At 61.7% G+C, this 17,885-nt stretch carries 14 protein-coding genes and 1 pseudogene; 3 read left to right on the forward strand and 12 right to left on the reverse strand.

Annotated elements, in window-relative coordinates; genetic code table 11:
• The 6 genes from SALB1_RS04385 to glyA are packed head-to-tail and all read right to left on the reverse strand — an operon-like array spanning position 1 to position 7,934.
• Positions 1–684 carry a sarcosine oxidase subunit gamma gene (locus tag SALB1_RS04385; RefSeq protein ID WP_109992747.1) on the reverse strand — a complete coding sequence of 228 codons (684 nt, stop codon included), beginning with the start codon at positions 682–684 and terminating at the stop codon, positions 1–3.
• Positions 677–3,694: a sarcosine oxidase subunit alpha family protein gene (locus tag SALB1_RS04390; RefSeq protein ID WP_109992748.1), complete on the reverse strand. Its 3,018-nt coding sequence runs from the start codon at positions 3,692–3,694 to the stop codon at positions 677–679. Before SALB1_RS04390 ends, SALB1_RS04385 begins: the two co-directional genes overlap by 8 nt.
• A complete protein-coding gene (locus SALB1_RS04395) occupies positions 3,691–3,972 on the reverse strand; it encodes a sarcosine oxidase subunit delta (protein WP_109992749.1) in 282 nt (93 codons plus the stop codon). The genes SALB1_RS04390 and SALB1_RS04395 overlap by 4 nt, the downstream gene beginning before the upstream one ends.
• 30 nt (positions 3,973–4,002) lie before the next feature.
• Positions 4,003–5,253 (reverse strand): sarcosine oxidase subunit beta family protein, encoded by a 1,251-nt coding sequence (locus SALB1_RS04400; protein WP_109992750.1) that lies wholly within the window; start codon positions 5,251–5,253, stop codon positions 4,003–4,005.
• Positions 5,254–5,282: 29 nt separating this feature from the next.
• The gene (locus SALB1_RS04405; RefSeq protein ID WP_109992751.1) at positions 5,283–6,656 is read right to left on the reverse strand and encodes an L-serine ammonia-lyase; all 1,374 of its coding nucleotides are present in this window, start codon (positions 6,654–6,656) and stop codon (positions 5,283–5,285) included.
• Between the two features lie 9 nt (positions 6,657–6,665).
• The gene (gene glyA / locus SALB1_RS04410; RefSeq protein WP_109992752.1) at positions 6,666–7,934 is read right to left on the reverse strand and encodes a serine hydroxymethyltransferase; all 1,269 of its coding nucleotides are present in this window, start codon (positions 7,932–7,934) and stop codon (positions 6,666–6,668) included.
• Positions 7,935–8,180: 246 nt separating this feature from the next.
• On the opposite strand from glyA, the gene SALB1_RS04415 reads away from it, so the two are divergent.
• Complete coding sequence (locus SALB1_RS04415; RefSeq protein WP_109992753.1) at positions 8,181–9,245, forward strand: GlxA family transcriptional regulator; 1,065 nt, start codon at positions 8,181–8,183, stop codon at positions 9,243–9,245.
• 248 nt (positions 9,246–9,493) lie between these two features.
• On the opposite strand, the gene fdhA is transcribed toward SALB1_RS04415, so the two are convergent.
• A complete protein-coding gene (fdhA, locus tag SALB1_RS04420; protein WP_109992754.1) occupies positions 9,494–10,687 on the reverse strand; it encodes a formaldehyde dehydrogenase, glutathione-independent in 1,194 nt (397 codons plus the stop codon).
• A gap of 238 nt (positions 10,688–10,925) precedes the next feature.
• Complete coding sequence (locus SALB1_RS04425; RefSeq protein ID WP_109992755.1) at positions 10,926–12,032, reverse strand: hybrid-cluster NAD(P)-dependent oxidoreductase; 1,107 nt, start codon at positions 12,030–12,032, stop codon at positions 10,926–10,928.
• A gap of 368 nt (positions 12,033–12,400) precedes the next feature.
• Here SALB1_RS04425 and SALB1_RS04430 point away from each other — a divergent pair, with 368 nt between their 5' ends.
• Positions 12,401–13,690, forward strand: coding sequence for an aromatic ring-hydroxylating dioxygenase subunit alpha (locus tag SALB1_RS04430; RefSeq protein WP_109992756.1), 1,290 nt, complete (start codon positions 12,401–12,403; stop codon positions 13,688–13,690).
• A gap of 337 nt (positions 13,691–14,027) precedes the next feature.
• On the opposite strand, the gene SALB1_RS18975 is transcribed toward SALB1_RS04430, so the two are convergent.
• Complete coding sequence (locus tag SALB1_RS18975; protein WP_158590620.1) at positions 14,028–14,174, reverse strand: hypothetical protein; 147 nt, start codon at positions 14,172–14,174, stop codon at positions 14,028–14,030.
• Positions 14,175–14,674: 500 nt separating this feature from the next.
• Here SALB1_RS18975 and SALB1_RS04435 point away from each other — a divergent pair, with 500 nt between their 5' ends.
• Positions 14,675–15,709, forward strand: coding sequence for a GlxA family transcriptional regulator (locus SALB1_RS04435; protein WP_109992757.1), 1,035 nt, complete (start codon positions 14,675–14,677; stop codon positions 15,707–15,709).
• Between the two features lie 56 nt (positions 15,710–15,765).
• Here the strand turns inward: SALB1_RS04435 and SALB1_RS04440 are convergent.
• From SALB1_RS04440 to folD, 3 genes and pseudogenes are all read right to left on the reverse strand, one after another.
• Positions 15,766–15,966: pseudogene (locus tag SALB1_RS04440) on the reverse strand (IS110 family transposase); the annotation flags it as partial.
• 96 nt (positions 15,967–16,062) lie between these two features.
• On the reverse strand, positions 16,063–16,635 hold the full coding sequence (locus SALB1_RS04445) for a transposase (RefSeq protein ID WP_109992758.1): 573 nt from the start codon (positions 16,633–16,635) through the stop codon (positions 16,063–16,065).
• 274 nt (positions 16,636–16,909) lie between these two features.
• Positions 16,910–17,875, reverse strand: coding sequence for a bifunctional methylenetetrahydrofolate dehydrogenase/methenyltetrahydrofolate cyclohydrolase FolD (gene folD / locus SALB1_RS04450; RefSeq protein ID WP_222843058.1), 966 nt, complete (start codon positions 17,873–17,875; stop codon positions 16,910–16,912).
• Between the last annotated feature and the right edge of the window lie 10 nt (positions 17,876–17,885).

Here is a 17,885-nt window from a genome sequence, read left to right on the forward strand (position 1 = left end):
TTACCCTCGTTCTTCTTGTGTAGCGGCAACCGCCGGTGCGTCGTTGACCGGGGTTTGGGTGACAGCCAGGCACGACTGCGGCGCGCGTACTTCACAGCCGTATTCCCCCGATGCATCGCGCAGCCACTGCCAAAGATAATCGGCAAAGCTGCGGCGCACGACGATTTCGAATGAACGGCCCGGCTCGATGACGCGGATGAATGCCGTCGTCTTGGCCAGCAACGTGCGCGCACAATCGCCGGTGCCAAACACCCGCGGATGCAGATCGAGCGTGGTGCCCTTGGCCAGCACGTCGAGCGCATGTTCACCTTCGATGGCGATCAGCGTCTGACCGCCCGACAGATCAACTACGCCGGCATGCACGTCGCCCAGCGCCACACGTAGCCGATCAAGCCAATCCTGGCGCGCTTCGGGCTCGCACAACAGCAACCACTCGGTCGGGCGCTGCCAGGCAATGACCACGTCGGTGCCTTCAACCACAGTGTTGGGCGTGGTCGCAGGCGCGATCCCGAGCGTATCGCGACAAGCCTTGAAAAAAGCCTCGTCGTCAGGCTCGCCGCGCAGCGCGATCTGGCCGAGAAACGGCCGCTCGAACAGCGTGACCCGGGCGCCGGTCTGGCCGCGTCCCCCATGCACCGCGTCGGTCTGGGCAATCAGTGGGCTTTGCATCCGGTTATCAGACATTTTGACGCGCTCCTTCCTTGTCGTAGAACACGGGGCTGGTGATTTCGGCGGCGATCACACGGCCGTCGGGTTGCGGCGAATACACAGTCTCGCCGTGGCGCTTGTGGCCGCCGTTAACCAGGGCCAGCGCGAACGAGCGGCCCAGGGCTGCGCTGTAATAGCTCGATGAGACATAGCCGGTCATGGGTACCGGCGATTCGAAGCTCGGTCGCCGTTCGGAATCCGCATGATCAACAAGCTGGGCCCCTTCGGGCAGCACCGTTTCCGGCTCCTTGGGCAGCAGACCGACATACTGTCGGCGACTGTCCAGCACGATATCCGGGCGTTCGAGGGAGCGCTTACCGATGAAATCGGTCTTGTTCTTACCAATGGCCCACTGCATGCCCATATCCAAGGGTGTCATCGAGCCATCGGTGTCCTGTCCGGCCACGATGAAGCCTTTCTCTGCACGCAGCACATGCATGGTCTCGGTGCCGTAGGGTGTCAGGCCATAAGGCTCGCCCGCTTTCATGACGGCGTCCCAGAGGGCCTGACCATAGTTGGCGTCGACGTTGATCTCGAACGCCAGCTCCCCGGTAAAGCTGATCCGGAAGATACGCGCGGGTATCCCCGCAACCGTACCCTCGCGAAAGCTCATGAACGGAAAAGCGTCCCGCGACAGATCGATGTCGTCGCAAACGGCCTCCACGATCTTGCGGCTGTCCGGCCCATTGACCGCCATGGTGGCCCACTCGTCGGTTACGGAGGTGAAAAACACCTTCATCTCCGGCCACTCGGTCTGGTGCCATTCTTCCAGCCAGCGCAGCACACCGGCCGCCCCGCCGCTGGTCGTGGTCAACAGATAATGATTCTCGCCGAGCTTGGCCGTCACGCCATCATCGAAGATCATGCCGTCTTCGTGCAGCATGAGGCCGTAGCGACAGGTCCCGGTCTTCATCTTCAGCCGGCCGCCGGTATAGATCATTTCCAGGAAACGATTGGCGTCCGGGCCGTGCACCTCGATCTTGCCGAGCGTCGAGGCATCGAGCACCCCGGCATGCTGACGCGTGGCCAGGCACTCGCGGTTGACGGCGTCCTGCATTGATTCGCCGGCCTTGGGGTAGTACCACGGCCGGTGCCACTGACCGACGTTCTCGAACAACGCGCCGTGGGCGACGTGCCATTCGTGCATCGCGGTCTTGCGCACCGGGTCATACAATTCGCCATGCTCACGGCCGGCCATGGCGCCGAACGACACCGGCGTATAGGCCGGACGGAACGTGGTGGTACCGGTCTCCGGAATGCTCTGGCCCAGCGTGCGGGCCAGAATCGCCATGCCGTTGATGTTGCCGAGCTTGCCCTGATCGGTACCAAAGCCAAGCGCGGTATAGCGCTTGACGTGCTGGATCGACTCGTAGCCCTCGCGCGCGGCGAGCACGATATCGGACGCCGAGGTATCGTTCTGGAAATCCACGAACTGCTTGGGCCCACGGCTCATGGGCTGGCCCTTGGGCACCAGCCAGAACGGCTGGATCGGCATCTCGGCGGGGGCCTCCGCCACACTCAGATCGGGCGCAGCACCCGGCTTGAAACCCGCCGCAGTCGCCGCCTCAGCACCGCTGCTGATGCCCTGATCCAGGCAGTCGCGCAGTGTGTTGACACCGGTCACCGCACCCGCAGAGCGCCGATCCTCTGTCGACGCCGGTGGCAGGAAACTCGCGGTTTCATCGCTCCATACCGGCAGCGCGCCCGTATGACAGTGCAGATGAACAGATGGCGACCAACCGCCCGAGTTCGCGACCAGATCACAGTCGATCAGCACGCGATCGCCGGTCAACTGCTCACCGGACAATCGCTGCACCTCGGCCCGCTTGACGCGCCGGGTGCCGCGCACATTGGCCACCACATGACCGCCGTAGATCGGCACACCGGCCGCGCGCACACGCTGGGCCAACTCGCCTCTGGGTTTGGCGCGCACATCAACCACCGCCGCGACTTCGATCTTCGCCGCATGCAGATCGAGTGCGGTCTGATAGGCGCTGTCGTTGTTGGTGAACACCACCGCGCGCTTGCCCGGCGCCACACCGTAGCGGTTGATATAGGTCGATACCGCCGAGGCCATCATCACGCCCGGCCGATCGTTGTTGGCGAACACCAAAGGGCGTTCGAGCGCGCCGGTTGCATGGACAACCTGAGCAGCGCGCACACGCCAATAACGGTGCCGGAGCGCGTTGTCGTCGTTCGCGCTGTCCGCATAATCGCCGCAATCCTCGACGATACCCACGAAATTATGATCGTAGTGTCCGAACGCCGTCGCCCGTTTGAGAACGCGGACATCGGGGAGCGACTCGAGCTCGGCGACGGTCGCGGCGACCCAGTCGGCCGCCGGGCGCCCGTTGATCGTCTCGGAGGCGGACAACAGCGAACCACCCAATTCGGCCTGCTCGTCGACCAGCATCACCCGCGCCCCGGCGCGGCCGGCGACGAGTGCCGCCGACAGGCCCGCTGCCCCGCCGCCGACCACCAGCACATCGCAGTGCGTGTTCATCTTGTCGTAGCGGGCGGGATCGGGTTTCGTCGGGGAGTACCCGAGCCCGGCGGCCTTGCGGATCTGGCGCTCGAAGTACGGCCAGGAGTTCTTCGGCCACATGAAGGTCTTGTAGTAGAAGCCGGCCGGCAACAGACTCGAAAATGTATTGTTGATCCCCATGAGATCGAACCAGAGGCTCGATACCGTAGAGGCTTTCAATCCTTCGTAAAGCTCGACCTGGGTGGCCCGCTGATCCGGGCGCACGGTTGCTCCCGAGCCGACCTGCATGATGGCGTTGGGCTCTTCGGCGCCCGCTCCGACGATACCGCGCGGGCGGTGCAGCTTGAAGCTGCGCCCAACCACCGACACACCGTTGGCGATCAACGCCGAGGCCAGCGTATCCCCGGCATAGCCGGTGTAGCGCTTGCCATTGAAGGTAAACGACAGCGGCCGGTCGCGATCGATTCGGCCGCCGGACGCCAGACGATAGGGCTGTGTCATGACTGACCTCCTGGAGTGCTCTCGCCCGGGCGATAAGTCGCCTCTATACGGTTGGTTACGGTGTCGCGCACTGCGTTGAAGAACTGCTGGCAACCATGGGCGTGATGCCACTGCTCACGAAACCGCCCGCGCGTATTGCGGCGCATGAACAGATAATCCGCCCATTCCGCGTCAGACAGCTGGGATGGATCGGCGGGGCGCTCGATATGCGCTTCGCCGGCGTAGGAAAACTCGCTCTGGTCGCGTGGGCCACACCAGGGGCAAGGAATTTGCAACATGGGAATCTCCTCCTTAGTCAGCCCGACGCACTAATGCGCAACGCCGGCAGCGCCGTGTTCATCGACCAGATAGCCCGTTGTGTAGCGATCCAGCGAAAAAGGCGCGTTGATTGGATGCGGCTCACCCGTGGCCAGCGTATGCGCGAATGTCCAGCCCGAGCCCGGCGTCGCCTTGAAGCCACCGGTGCCCCAACCGCAGTTGATGAACAGGTTCTGGACCGGCGTCTTGCCGATGATCGGGCTGGCATCCGGCGTGGTATCCACGATGCCGCCCCAGTGCCGCAGCATGCGCATGCGCGAGAAGATCGGGAACATCTCCTTGAGCGCCGCCAACTGGTGCTCGATGATGTCCATGCTGCCGCGCTGGCTATAGCCGAGATAGGCATCGATGCCCGCACCGATGACCAACTCGCCCTTGTCGGACTGGCTGACGTAGGCGTGCACCGCACCGGACATGATGACCGTGTCGATGATCGGCTTGACCGGCTCGGATACCAGCGCCTGCAGCGGATGCGACTCCACCGGCAGGGAAAAGCCGGCCATCTCCGCCAGCACACCGGAGTGCCCGGCCACCACGATGCCGACCTTGTTGGCGCCGATCGTGCCCCTGGTGGTTTCGACGCCGGTGACCTTGCCGCCGTCACGGATGATCCCCGTGACTTCGCAGTTCTCGATGATGTCGACGCCGGCGGCGTCCGCAGCCCGCGCATAGCCCCAGGCAACGCCGTCATGGCGTGCAGTTCCGGCACGCCGTTGCAGCGAGGCACCCAGGATCGGATAGCGTGCGTCCGGCGAGGTATTGATGATCGGCACCTCGCGCTTGATGTCGTCGGCATAGACCACTTCGCTGTCGATGCCGTTCAGGCGATTGGCATTCACCCGGCGATGGATGTCGCGCATGTCCTGAAGTGAATGCCCCAGGTTGTAGACGCCGCGCTGCGAGAACATCAGGTTGTAGTTGAGCTCCTGGCTCAGCCCCTCCCACAGCTTCAGCGACTTCTCGTATATCGCGGCCGACTCATCGTAGAGATAGTTCGAGCGCACGATGGTGGTGTTGCGTGCGGTGTTCCCTCCGCCCAGCCAGCCTTTCTCGAGCACGGCCACGTTGGTGATGCCGTGCTCCTTGGCCAGGTAGTAGGCCGTGGCCAGGCCATGGCCGCCGGCGCCGATGATAATCACATCGTATTTCCGCTGGGGCTCTGGGCTACGCCAGGCTTCCTGCCAGTTCTCGTGATGGGACAACGCGTTACGTGCGATCGAAAAGATCGAGTATTTCTTCATGATGGTTTCTCCTGGCCTTCGGGGCCCTCTCAGCACTCGATCACGTTGACTGCCAGTCCGCCGCGCGAGGTTTCCTTGTATTTGGTCTTCATGTCGGCGCCGGTCGCCCGCATGGTCGCGATCACCTTATCCAGCGAGACGAAATGCTCGCCGTCACCGCGCAGGGCCATGCGCGCGGCGTGGATCGCCTTGACGGCGCCCATGGCGTTACGCTCGATGCAGGGCACCTGTACCAGCCCGCCAATCGGGTCGCAGGTCAGACCGAGGTTGTGTTCCATGCCGATCTCGGCGGCGTTCTCGACCTGCCCCGGCGTACCGCCCAGACACTCCGCGAGCGCGCCGGCCGCCATCGAACAAGCCACGCCGACCTCGCCTTGGCAGCCGACCTCGGCGCCGGAAATCGACGCATTCTCCTTGTAGAGCACGCCGATCGCGGCGGCGGTGAGCAAAAAACGTGCGATGTCGTCGTCGCTGCCGTTACGGAATTCGACGAGATAGTTGAGCACCGCCGGGACGATGCCGGCCGCACCATTGGTCGGCGCGGTCACGACGCGGCCGCCGGAAGCGTTTTCCTCGTTAACCGCGAGCGCGTACAGCGTGACCCAGTCCATGATGTCCAATGGATCATCCTGCTCGGCGCGCGCCTGCAGATCGGCGTATAGCCGGGCGGCGCGCCGACGGACCTTCATCCCACCGGGCAGAAATCCTTCGCGATCACAGCCCTGTTGGATACAGCGCTTCATGACCGACCAGATCCGAAGCAACTCGGCCCGAATCTCGGCTTCGTCCCGCCAAGCGAGTTCGTTGGCGAACATGACGTCGCTGATGGCGATATCGTCGCGCTGACAATACGCAAGCAGTTCATCCGCGGTGGAAAACGGGTAGTGCTGGGGCGTCGTATCTTCGACGATGCGCGCCTCGCCGCTGTGGTCGTCGGGCTCGACCACGAAACCGCCCCCCACCGAAAAGAAGGTGCGCTCGGACAGGGTGTCGCCCGCCCGGCTGTAGGCGATGAAGTGCATGCCGTTGGGGTGGGCCGGCAGGCTCTTGCGCTTGTTCATGATCAACTCGCGCCGGTTGTGAAACCCCACCGTGTGCCGGCCAGCCAGCGCCAACCGACCGCTGTCCTTGATCGCGGCGACGCGCGACTCGATCGTTTCGACATCGACCGTTTCCGGTTCCTCGCCTTCCAGGCCGAGCATGACGGCCTTGTCGGTACCGTGCCCGCGACCGGTAGCCGCCAGCGAACCATAAAGTTCGACCCGAACGTCGGCCACCTGGTCGAGCGTATTGCTCTCGGCGAGACCTTCGGCAAACAACCGCGCAGCCCGCATCGGCCCGACCGTATGCGAACTCGATGGTCCGATACCGATCTTGAATAGTTCAAAGATACTCACTGCCATAATGGGCCCCTAGGCTGCGGTCGCAGCGCGATAGACGGGAAAGCGTTCGCACAGCGCCCGTACTTGCCGCCGCACGCGCAACGCCACGTCCTCGTCGTCGATCGCGTTCAGCACGTCGCACATGCCACCCGCCAACTGCCGGCATTCGGCCTCACCGAACCCGCGTGTAGTCGCTGCCGCCGTACCCACCCGGATACCGGATGTTACGAACGGCGACTGCGGATCGCCCGGCACCGCGTTCTTGTTGACCGTGATATTGACTCGGGCCAGGGCGGCCTCGGCCTGTTTGCCGGTCAGACCGCGTTTGATGAAATCCACCAGGAACAGATGATCATCCGTGCCGCCGGACACCACGTCGAAACCACGGGTCATGAAAATCTGGGCCATGGCACGGGCGTTATCGATGGTCCGATACTGATCGGCGGCAAAGTCGGGCGATGCCGCTTCGGCAAACGCGACCGCCTTGCCTGCGATCACATGCATGAGCGGGCCGCCCTGCATACCCGGAAACACCGCCGAATCCAGTTTTTTGTCCAAGTCCGGCTGGCCCTTGCTCAGAATCAGGCCGCCCCTGGGGCCACGCAGCGTCTTGTGGGTCGTGGTCGTGACCACATGGGCATGCGCCAGCGGACTCGGGTAAGCGCCCGCCGCAACCAGACCGGCCACATGGGCCATGTCCACGAACAACCAGGCACCGACCGCATCCGCGATCTCCCGAAAGCGCGCCCAGTCGACGACACGGGCATAGGCCGAAAAACCGGCGACGATCATCTTCGGCTTGTGTTCGCGCGCCAGGCGGTCGACTTCGTCGTAGTCGATATGCCCGGTCTCGCTATCGAGTCCGTACTGCACGGCGTTGTACAACTTGCCGGAGAAATTAGGCTTCGCCCCGTGCGTCAGATGGCCGCCATGATCCAGGCTCAATCCGAGGATCGTATCCCCGGGCTTGACCAATGCCAGATACACCGCGGCATTGGCCTGGGCGCCCGAGTGCGGCTGCACATTCGCGTAATCGGCCCCGAACAGCGTCTTGGCGCGATCGATAGCCAGTCGCTCGGCCACGTCGACATGCTCGCAGCCGCCGTAGTAGCGCCTGCCGGGATAGCCCTCCGCGTACTTGTTGGTCAGTACCGTGCCCTGCGCGGCCATCACGTTCGGGCTGGTGTAGTTTTCCGAGGCGATCAGCTCGACGTGTTCTTCCTGCCGACTTTCCTCATCGACAATGGCCGACCACAACTCCGGATCGGCGTCGGGCAAATTAGCGCGCGGTTCAAACATCGTCGTCTGTCTCCTCATTTATAGTGGCGGAACGCCTTTATGACGTAGTAAGAACTACAAGAGCACGCATGACTTGTATAATTGCGACAACACACATGCAGGTTTTGAAGGGCGGCTCAAGAAAGCGCGTTACAAACAGCCCTTGATGCGCCTGTCGCGCTGAGGATGCGCTGATGTCGACCGGACAGGCTTCGGGGCTGACATCTTGAGCACTGCCCGCGCGAAGCCACTCGAATGGGTGCAGCAATGACTCCAGACCTGACCCACAAATCCGAAAGCGATTCGGTGAAACTATCGGTGGGCATCGTGCTACTGCCGCGATTCACGCTCCTGCCCTTCGCTGCGTTCGTCGATTGTCTGCGTCTGTCAGCCGATAGCGGCGATACCAGCCGGCCGGTCAATTGCCGGTGGACCTTCATGACCGTGCGCGGCGACGCTGCACAATCGAGCTGTGGCGCCCAGATCACCCCCTGCACAACTTTTCAGTCGCCCAGGCGCTTTGACTATCTGGTCGTCTGCGGTGGCCTGCTACCCCAGGGCCGAGCCGCTGACGCCGCGACGCTGGACTACCTGCGCGAAGCGGCCGCGGTCGGCGTGCCGCTGGTGGGCCTGTGTACCGGACCCTTCGCATTGATCGAGGCCGGGCTGATGCGTAATCGGCAATGCTGCGTCAGCTGGTTCCATTATCACGACCTGACCGCCCGCTATCCCGACGTCACACCGGTCGCCGATCGCCTGTTTGTAGTCGATCGCGATCGCATTACCTGCTCCGGCGGCACCGCTGCAGCCGACCTCGCCGCCTGGATGATCGAGCGGCATCTGGGTAAGACATGGGCTCAGAAAAGCATGCATATCCTGCTGATCGATCGCGCCCGAAGCGGCAACACAGCCCAGCCCCAACCGACCGTCTACGACCGGATTGCGGATAATCGTGTACGCCGCGCCATACTACTCATCGAACAACACCTGGGAGACCCGATCACCACGCCGGAGTTGGCATCGATGCTCAACATATCGCGACGCCAACTCGAGCGCGTTTTTCGTGACGAACTGGGCATGAGTCCGAGCCGGTTCTCGCGCACGTTGCGTTTGCGCTACGGTTACTGGCTACTCTCCAATACCGATCGTTCCATTGCAGATATCAGCATCGAATGCGGGTTTACCGACAACGCCCACTTTGCGAGACAATTCCGTGAACTGTTCGGCTTCACGCCGGCCAGCGTCCGTCGCGGCACACCGGCCCTCGACGAGCAAACATACTCGGACATCGACCAGATAAGAATTTTCAGAAAGACAGCCGGCCCAGCATAAGAATCAGCGTTGGCCGGCCAGCGGCGTTCCATTCGCTCTGTCCATTCGACTGAGCCGAATAGGCAGCAGACCGCCGACTGTTCTTTGGCTGGAAGTCACCATCAACCCGCCAAGCCGGCAAACGGTTTTCCGGACTGCCGCTGGCGCGGGCCGTGGCGAGTGTGAAATCGTCGATTGTCGAGGCATCGGCCCCGAGTCGATCAAAGACCGCCGCCCGCCGCTATGGGCGGGGCGGCGGTTGCGCGCTTCTAGATGAGCGTGCCGTGGGGATCGAGCACGAACTTCTGGGCCGCGCCTTTATCGAAGTCGGCGTAGCCCTGGGGCGCTTCGTCGAGGCCGATCAGCTGTACGTTGACTGCGTCGGCGATATGGACCTTCTCGTACAGAATCGCCTGCATCAGCTGACGCTGATAACGCATCGCCGGAGTCTGGCCGGTGTGGAACGAGATGGCCTTGGCCCAGCCGAGACCGAATTTCATGGAGATGTCGCCATGCCGGGCGCTGGCGTCTTCGGCGCCGGGATCTTCCGTCACGTAGAGGCCGGGAATGCCGATGCGTCCGCCCGCCTGAGTGATTTCCATCGACGCATTCAGCACGCTGGCCGGCTGCTCGTGTTCGTGGGCACAGCCGTGGCCGTGGGCCTCGAAGCCGACGGCGTCGACCGCGGCGTCGACTTCCGGTACGCCCAGCACCGACTCGATCAGTTCGCTCATGCTGGCGTCCTGACGCAGGTCGAGCGGCTGGCAGCCGAAGCTGCGCGCCTGCTCGAGGCGCTTCGGGTTCATGTCGCCGACGATCACGCAGGCGGCCCCCAGCAGCTGCGCGGATACTGCCGCGGCCAGGCCGACGGGACCAGCACCGGCGATATAGACGGTCGAACCCGGTTGCACGCCAGCGGTCACACAGCCGTGGAAGCCGGTGGGGAAAATGTCCGACAGCATGGTCAGGTCGGTCAGCTTCTCGATGGCCTGATCGCGATCGGGGAAGACCAGCAGCTGGAAGTCGGCGTAGGGCACCATGACGTATTCGGCCTGACCGCCGACCCAGCCGCCCATATCCACGTAGCCGTAGGCGCCGCCGGGGCGATCGTCATTGACGTTCAGGCAGATGTGGGTATCGCCGCGCTTGCAGTTGCGGCAACGCCCGCAGGCGACGTTGAACGGCACCGAGACGATGTCGCCCTTGTTGACGAACTCCACATCGCGGCCGCATTCGATCACTTCGCCGGTGATCTCGTGACCCAGCACCAGCCCCTCGGGGGCTGTGGTGCGCCCGCGCACCATGTGCTGGTCGCTGCCGCAGATGTTGGTGGTCAGAATCTTGAGAATGACGCCGTGTTCGCATTTGCGTTTGCCGAGCGCCAACTCGGGAAAATCGATATTCTCGACAGCGACCTTGCCCGCGCCGCGAAATACGACGCCGCGATTACCTGAAGATGACATGCGTGAACTCCTCCGTTCTTGCGGTTGTAGCACCTGTCCTTTGGGGAAGAAAACAGGACATGATGCGGACAGACGGGCGACTGGTAAGATCAGTCACACGTGCTGTCCAGGGGTGATGTCCGCCATGACGAGCATGGCGCGGCATCGATGATTGAAAGTCATCGCGCGACGGCGCTGCGTCAAACGACGCCTGCTGTCGCCGGGCGCTGGGGGGCACGACGACGAGACGCCGTCACGATCAGAAATCAACGACGACGTCCGTCTTCGGACGGCTGCAGCAGGACAGGATGTAACCGTCCTCGATGTCCTCCTCGGTGATCCCGCCGTTGTGATCCATCTCGACGTCGCCCGACTTGAGCCCGACGCGGCATGTGCCGCAGATCCCCATGCCGCAGGCCTTCGGAATATGCAGCCCGATCTTGGCCGCGGCCGCGTGGACGGTTTCGTTGGAATGAATGCGTATGCTCTTCGTGGTGCTGGTGAATTCGACCCGGCGCAGATCGGCATCGTCGACTTCCTCGGCGTCGAGCTCGGCTTGTTCGGCCAGCTCGATCACGTCCTCCTGGACCGCGGCCGGCGTCGCGTTGAAGTGCTCTTCGTGATAGTGCGACATATCGAAGCCGCGCTTGCGCAGAATGCCCTTGATGGCGTTCATGTACGGCGTCGGACCGCAGCAGAAGATCTCGCGCTCCAGGAAATCGGGCACCATCAGCTCAAGCATGGGCTCGGTCAGAAACCCGCGGAAGCCGGCCCAGGATTCGCCTCGCTTGTCATCGTGCTCGCAGACGATGTTCAGCGTGAATTCGGGCAGCCGCGAGAACATATGGGCCAGCTCGCGATGATAGATGATGTCGTGCGGCGTACGCGCACTATGCACGAACTGCAGATCCACGGCGGCATTGGTATCAAAGAACCAGCGGGTCATCGACATGAGCGGCGTGATACCCACGCCGCCGGACAGCATCAGGAGCTTTTCCGCGGGATAGTCGATGACATTGAAATTGCCAACCGGGCCGTGCACGGCCAGCACATCTCCGACGCCCACATTGTCGTGCAGCCAGTTGGAGACCTTGCCGTCGGGTATGCGCTTGACGGTGATCGAGAAGCTGTAGGGAACCGAGGGCGAGCTGGAGATCGTGTAAGAACGCATGATCGACTCGCCGTCGATCTCCAGCTCCAGTGTCACGAACTGGCCCGGCTTGAAGAAGAACATGACCGGCTGTTCGGACATGAAGCAGAAAGTGCGGACGTCCGCGGTTTCCTGGATGACCTTGACGCAACGCACGGTGTGACGACCGTTGGTCCAGGTCTGCGTGTTTACCGGATTGGAGAAGTTCATTGTCATGGTATCGCCACTGAGCGGTGCAGGGGGGCGGCCCCTTGAGCTAGTCGGCCCGATTGACGGACCGTCATCCTGGGTTGGATTCTGGGCGCCCCGTGTGCGGGCGACTTTTCTGTAAGCGACACGCACTTATTCGAGGGCTCCATCCAGACGAATGGCTGATGCAATCGACGTCGCCTGGAGGATTCGCGATGTCGTTACCAGACAACTCGAGTTGTAAGGCGTGTTTTACACTGAAATTTAAGTTCAGGCATGTCCCGTATCAACACGGCTCCGTATGATCAGAAATATGGGTTGTACGGCCGTGTCGACGATATGCGCCAGACGTGCCGTCGCTACGTGTAAAGACGGCATGCAATGAGGAAGTCCCCATGGATTTGACAGCTCGTTCCCCGCTCGAAGACCCGCTATCCGGCATTGGCGAAACAGTAGCGGCCATGCTTCAGGCACGCGCACGCAACTATTCGTTGCCGCAGCCGTTCTATAACGACGAGCGCCTGTTCGCGTTGGACATGAAGAATATTTTTGAGAAGGAGTGGCTATTCGCCGGCATGACCTGCGAGATCCCCAAGAAGGGGTGTTTTCTCACCGTCAACGTCGGCAGCAACTCCGTGATCGTCGTGCGCGGCGATGAGGGCACGATCCATGCCTTCCATAACGTCTGCCGTCACCGCGGTTCGCGTCTGTGCAGTCAGGCCAAGGGCAAGGTTGCCAAGCTGGTCTGCCCCTATCACCAGTGGACCTACGAACTCAACGGGCAGCTGCTGTTCGCCGGCACCGACATGGGCGCCGACTTCGACATGTCGGCCTATGGCCTCAAACCGGTACACGTGCGCACGGCGGGCGGCTTCATCTTCATCTGTCTGGCCGAGGAACCGCCGGAACTCGAGGCGTTCCAACGTGCGCTCGACGAGTATCTGGGTCCGCACGGCATGGACGACGTCAAGGTGGCCGCCGAGTCGGACATCATCGAGCAGGCCAACTGGAAGCTGGTGATCGAGAACAACCGGGAGTGCTATCACTGCAACGGCGCGCATCCGGAGCTTTTGAACTCGCTCTACGAGTTCGACGACACCGACGACCCCCGCGCCACGCCAGAATACAAGCAGGTCGTCGAGCGCAAGCAGAGCGACTGGGAAGCCGAGTGCATTCCCTGGCAGCTCAAGCGCTTCGGCAAGCGCAACCGGATCACGCGGACGCCGCTGGTAGAAGGCACGGTCTCGATGACCCCGGACGGCCAGCAGGGCGTCAGAAAACTGATGGGGCGACTGACCAGCCCCGACATGGGATCTCTGCGCATTCTGCATCTGCCCAATTCGTGGAATCACGTCATGGGCGATCACGCGGTGGTGTTTCGGGTGACCCCGGTCGGACCGCAGGAAACGCGGGTGACCACAAAGTGGCTGGTGAACAAGGATGCCCAGGAAGGCGTGGACTACGATCCCGCGTCGCTGCGCAAGGTGTGGGACGCCACCAATGACCAGGATCGTCGGCTCGCCGAGGAAAACCAGCGCGGCATCAACTCGATCGGCTATGAGCCTGGCCCGTATTCCAAGACCTTCGAATTCGGCATCATCGATTTCCTCGACTGGTACAGCGAACGAATGCTAACCCATCTGGGAAGCGAATCCCCGGCGTTGCAGCTCGCCAACGCGCAATAAGCCGCTGATCGGCCCTGATACGTGCGAACCGGCCGGGTTCGCACGTACCCCAGTTGTATCAGGCCACTCTGAGGGCGAGTTTCACGCCGACAATAGGGCACAGACCCTGCGTGTTCGCCGCAGATCAGACCCATGTGGAATAACAGTGAAAAATGGGTTTGAGGCACTATCCGGCGCGGCCTTTTGACAGCCGGCAGGCGTCGAGCGGTTTGGCGCAATATCGCCCAGCCGCGATCGAGTAGCGAAATCCGAAAGCGCGTTTCGTGCACGGTTGGACGACGCCGCCCAACCCAGGGCGCCACGGTACCGCGGGGCCATTTTTCGGCTTTCTCGCCCCTTACCCTTTGTCGATCGCGGCATATTTGGTGACGCCCACGCGGCCGGCCTCGCGTGATGCCCGGACGATCAGCGATTCGGGTTTGACCGGCGCCTTTTTTCGTAATGCTCCGAGGCGGTGGGCGCCAAGTCGCGTGCCGGCGAGCATCACGAATCATCACCCGGTTGCCTGGCCGTCCGAACCAGCCCTATCCCAACTCGAAGTAGCGAATTTACGGAACGCTATTGCTTTATCCTCACTTCACCATTTTTCTTAAGAAAATTTTTAGATATGAATCACGTATGTCCCAGGACAAGCTGGCATATCATAGGATTCAAGGCTCCCTAGGACGGTTTTTATTTCGAATAAAACGGACTCCCGTACAGACGGTTTTTGTAACCGGCTTCGAACTCCTGTTTTGGACGAAAGTACTACAGAGATATATCTACTTTTCTTGCTAAATCAGGGTTAGCATACGGTGTATGAATACATGCGCCTCAGTACCCACCATCAACAGCGACTGACAACGGCTGAGCCTCAGTACGTCATTGGGAAACGCCACATGTCCGTCCTGGCGACTACGTGCGTATCGATTTCCATCCTTTGACGACACAATCCGTACATTGGGGCACTGCGGCCGAACTATCCGGCGCTTAGAAACGACCTATATGCAGCAAGCAAAGTTTCATAACCCACAGCCGACACGCATCGGCTTCCTTGTCGTGCCGAACTACTCGGCGATCGCCTTCTCTACCGCGATCGACCCATTGCGCATGGCTAACCAACTGGCCGGCATACCGCTATATGAGTGGTCCGTGATCAGCCTCGACGGTCAGCCCGTGCCTGCCAGTAATGGGTTGGCAGTCTCGCCTAATACGGATATTAACAACGCCGGAAAACTGGACATGCTGTTCGTTTGTGGCGGGATCGATATTCGCGATTGCTGCGACCAAAGACTTCTGCGCTGGCTGCAATCGCTGGCCGCGCAACACGTCGAACTCGGGGCCATTTGCACTGGCACCTATCTGCTTGCACGCGCACAACTATTGCGTGGCTATCGCTGCACCATCCATTGGGAAAATATCTCCAGCATTGACGAAGAGCACCAGTTTCCCGATACGGTATTCACGTCCGAGTTGTTCGTGATAGACCGCGATCGCTATACCTGCACGGGCGGTATCGCGCCGCTGGATATGATGCTCAACATCATTGGGCAGCAGAAAAGCCGTTCGCTCGCGGAAACAATCTGCGAAGAGTTCATCCATGAACGTATTCGCAATGTAAGCGACATGCAGCGTATTCCGCTTCGCGTACACCTCGGTACGAGCCAGCCCAAGCTCGTGGATACCGTCTCGCTCATGGAATCGAACATCGAGGAACCACTAAGCCTGAACGATCTCGCGCGGCTGGTCGGTGTCTCGCGGCGCCAGCTCGAACGGCTGTTTAAAAAGCATTTGAACTGCGCGCCGACCCGCTATTATCTGGAGCTGCGGCTCAACCGCGCGCGCCAGTTACTGCTGCAGACAAATCTCTCGATTATCGACGTAGCATTGGCATGCGGCTTTACCTCCCCACCGCACTTCAGCAAATGCTATCAACATTTTTTTGGCCATACCCCGAGTCAGGAGCGACGCGGTCATGCCGCCAGCCGCGGACATACGGCGACAAGCGCAGCGCGACCGGCATCAGCTCACGATCCTTGATACCAACCAAAGACACAGCCACTAGATGTGATATTGCCGACTCGGCGCCAAGGGGCTCATGTAGCGCCTTGGGGTCGATAGGGCATCTGGTGGTGCTTAAGCACGCCATAAGCGAGATGGACGAGCTTGCGCATGGCGCCGCCGAGGGCGCTCATATCGCTTTTACCGCGTGCTGTTAAGCGTTGATACTGGGCCGCGATATCCGGGTTGTGTTTGGTGCTGACGATGGCGGCCATATAGAGCAGTTGTCGCAGTTTAGGGCCTGTTGCCGTTTCGTGCGAGTCCGCGCCAAGCGCTGTTTTGCGGCAAGACGAGGCGTAGTGCGCGCCGTGCAGTGACTCTGCACAAGCGTGCTACAACGCTGGATTGCCGCAAAACAGCGCTTGTCCCGAAGGGTTGGGCCGCAAATCGCGCCCGGCGGCGTTGCGAGTCTGGGTCGTGGCACGCCACGACGCGGCGACTCGCGCCTTGCCGGACACGATTTGCGGACTCCAACGCGGCGCTCGAACGAAACGGCAACAGGCCCTAGGCTTGCCGGCCTTGGATAGACGCGGCGGCCCATGGACCGAACTTCCCGAATCCCACGGCACCGGGATGACGCCGATGAAGGCCGCGGCTTGGCGGGCACTGGTGAAGTCGCGGCTTCGCAGTGTGGCCAGCAGGCGCCGCGATACGGTGGGGCCAATGCCGGGCACCGACTCTAATAAAGCGCGATCTTTTTTCAGCGCGGGATGGCGATCGATATGATCGTCAATATCGCGCGTCAACCGATCGCGTTCGGCCCGTAGCGCGTCGAGCACCGTATCGATCGACGCGATGATCTCTTGGGCCTGAACGACCTCGGCCTTTTCCCGGCGATTGCGCTCGCGTTGAATATCTTTATCGAGCGCCTCAAGACGGGCGAGACGCGCTTTGAGTCCACGCACCGCCGTAAGTTCGGGCTGCCACGGCCCAGCTCGACGAGCCGCGCCCTAGACCATATGGCTTGCACCGCAATCCATGATGCTCTTGGGATCGGCCAAATTCTTTTTGGTACAGATGTTTGGCGATGCAATTCATACAGGCAAGATGAACGCATTCCATGCCACGCTTTGCGCCGGTTTCACCTGCATCCGCCGGACCAACCGTGGCGGCGCGCTGATCGCGTCGCCACGGCTCGACCGCTTACCAAGCGTGAAGAAGGCTCATACCACTGGCGCCTCAGGTCGCGCAGTGCCGCGCCGCGTTGCCATTCGTGGGACTATCGGCGGCGGCCGGATCGCCAGGCACCGGCAGGCCATGCTGACGACAAGCGGCACCCAGGGTATTGAGCAATAGACAGGCGATCGTCATTGGGCCCACGCCGCCCGGCACCGGGGTGATGGCGCCCGCCGTTTTCCTCGCTTCGGCGAACGCGACATCGCCAACCAGTCGCTGCTTGCCGGACGAACTGCATTCGACGCGATTGATACCCACATCAATCACGGTCGCACCGGGTTTGATCCAGTCGCCGCGCACGGTGCCGGCACGCCCGACGGCCACCACCAGAATATCTGCGGTGCGGGCCAGAGCAGGAAGATCGCGTGTTTTGATATGCGCCATGGTCACCGTGCATTCGGCGCGCAGCAGCAGACTGGCCACAGGTTTGCCGACAATATTGGAACAGCCGATCACAACCGCGTGCAGACCGGCCAGATCATCCCCGCGCACATGTTCGATTAGCATCTGGCAAGCCATCGGCGTGCAGGGAACCACGGCATTGCCGCCGTTCCAGAGGCGCCCGGTATTGACCTCATGGAAACCATCTACGTCCTTGCTCGGATCGATGGCTGAGAGTACGGGGGCGACACGAATCTGCGGCGGCAATGGCAGTTGCACGAGGATACCGTGAACTCGTGGGTCGGCATTCAGTTCCTCGATCAGCTGGAGCAGCGACTCCTCGCTCGTGGTTTCCGGCATGTTGTATTCGAAGGAGTACATGCCGGCCTGGATGGTCTGCCGACGTTTGTTGCGCACATACACCTGGCTTGCCGGATCCGCACCGACCAGTACCACCGCCAAACCCGGCGTCACCGAGTACTCGGTAGCGAGCACCGCGACCTGGCGCGCGACCCGGGCACGCGTCGCAGCGGCCAGGGCCTTGCCTTCGATATAAGTGGCGTTAGGCATGCCTTCCGGATGATTCATACCGGCAGCC

It is taken from the genome of Salinisphaera sp. LB1 (genome assembly GCF_003177035.1).
Classification (GTDB): domain Bacteria; phylum Pseudomonadota; class Gammaproteobacteria; order Nevskiales; family Salinisphaeraceae; genus Salinisphaera.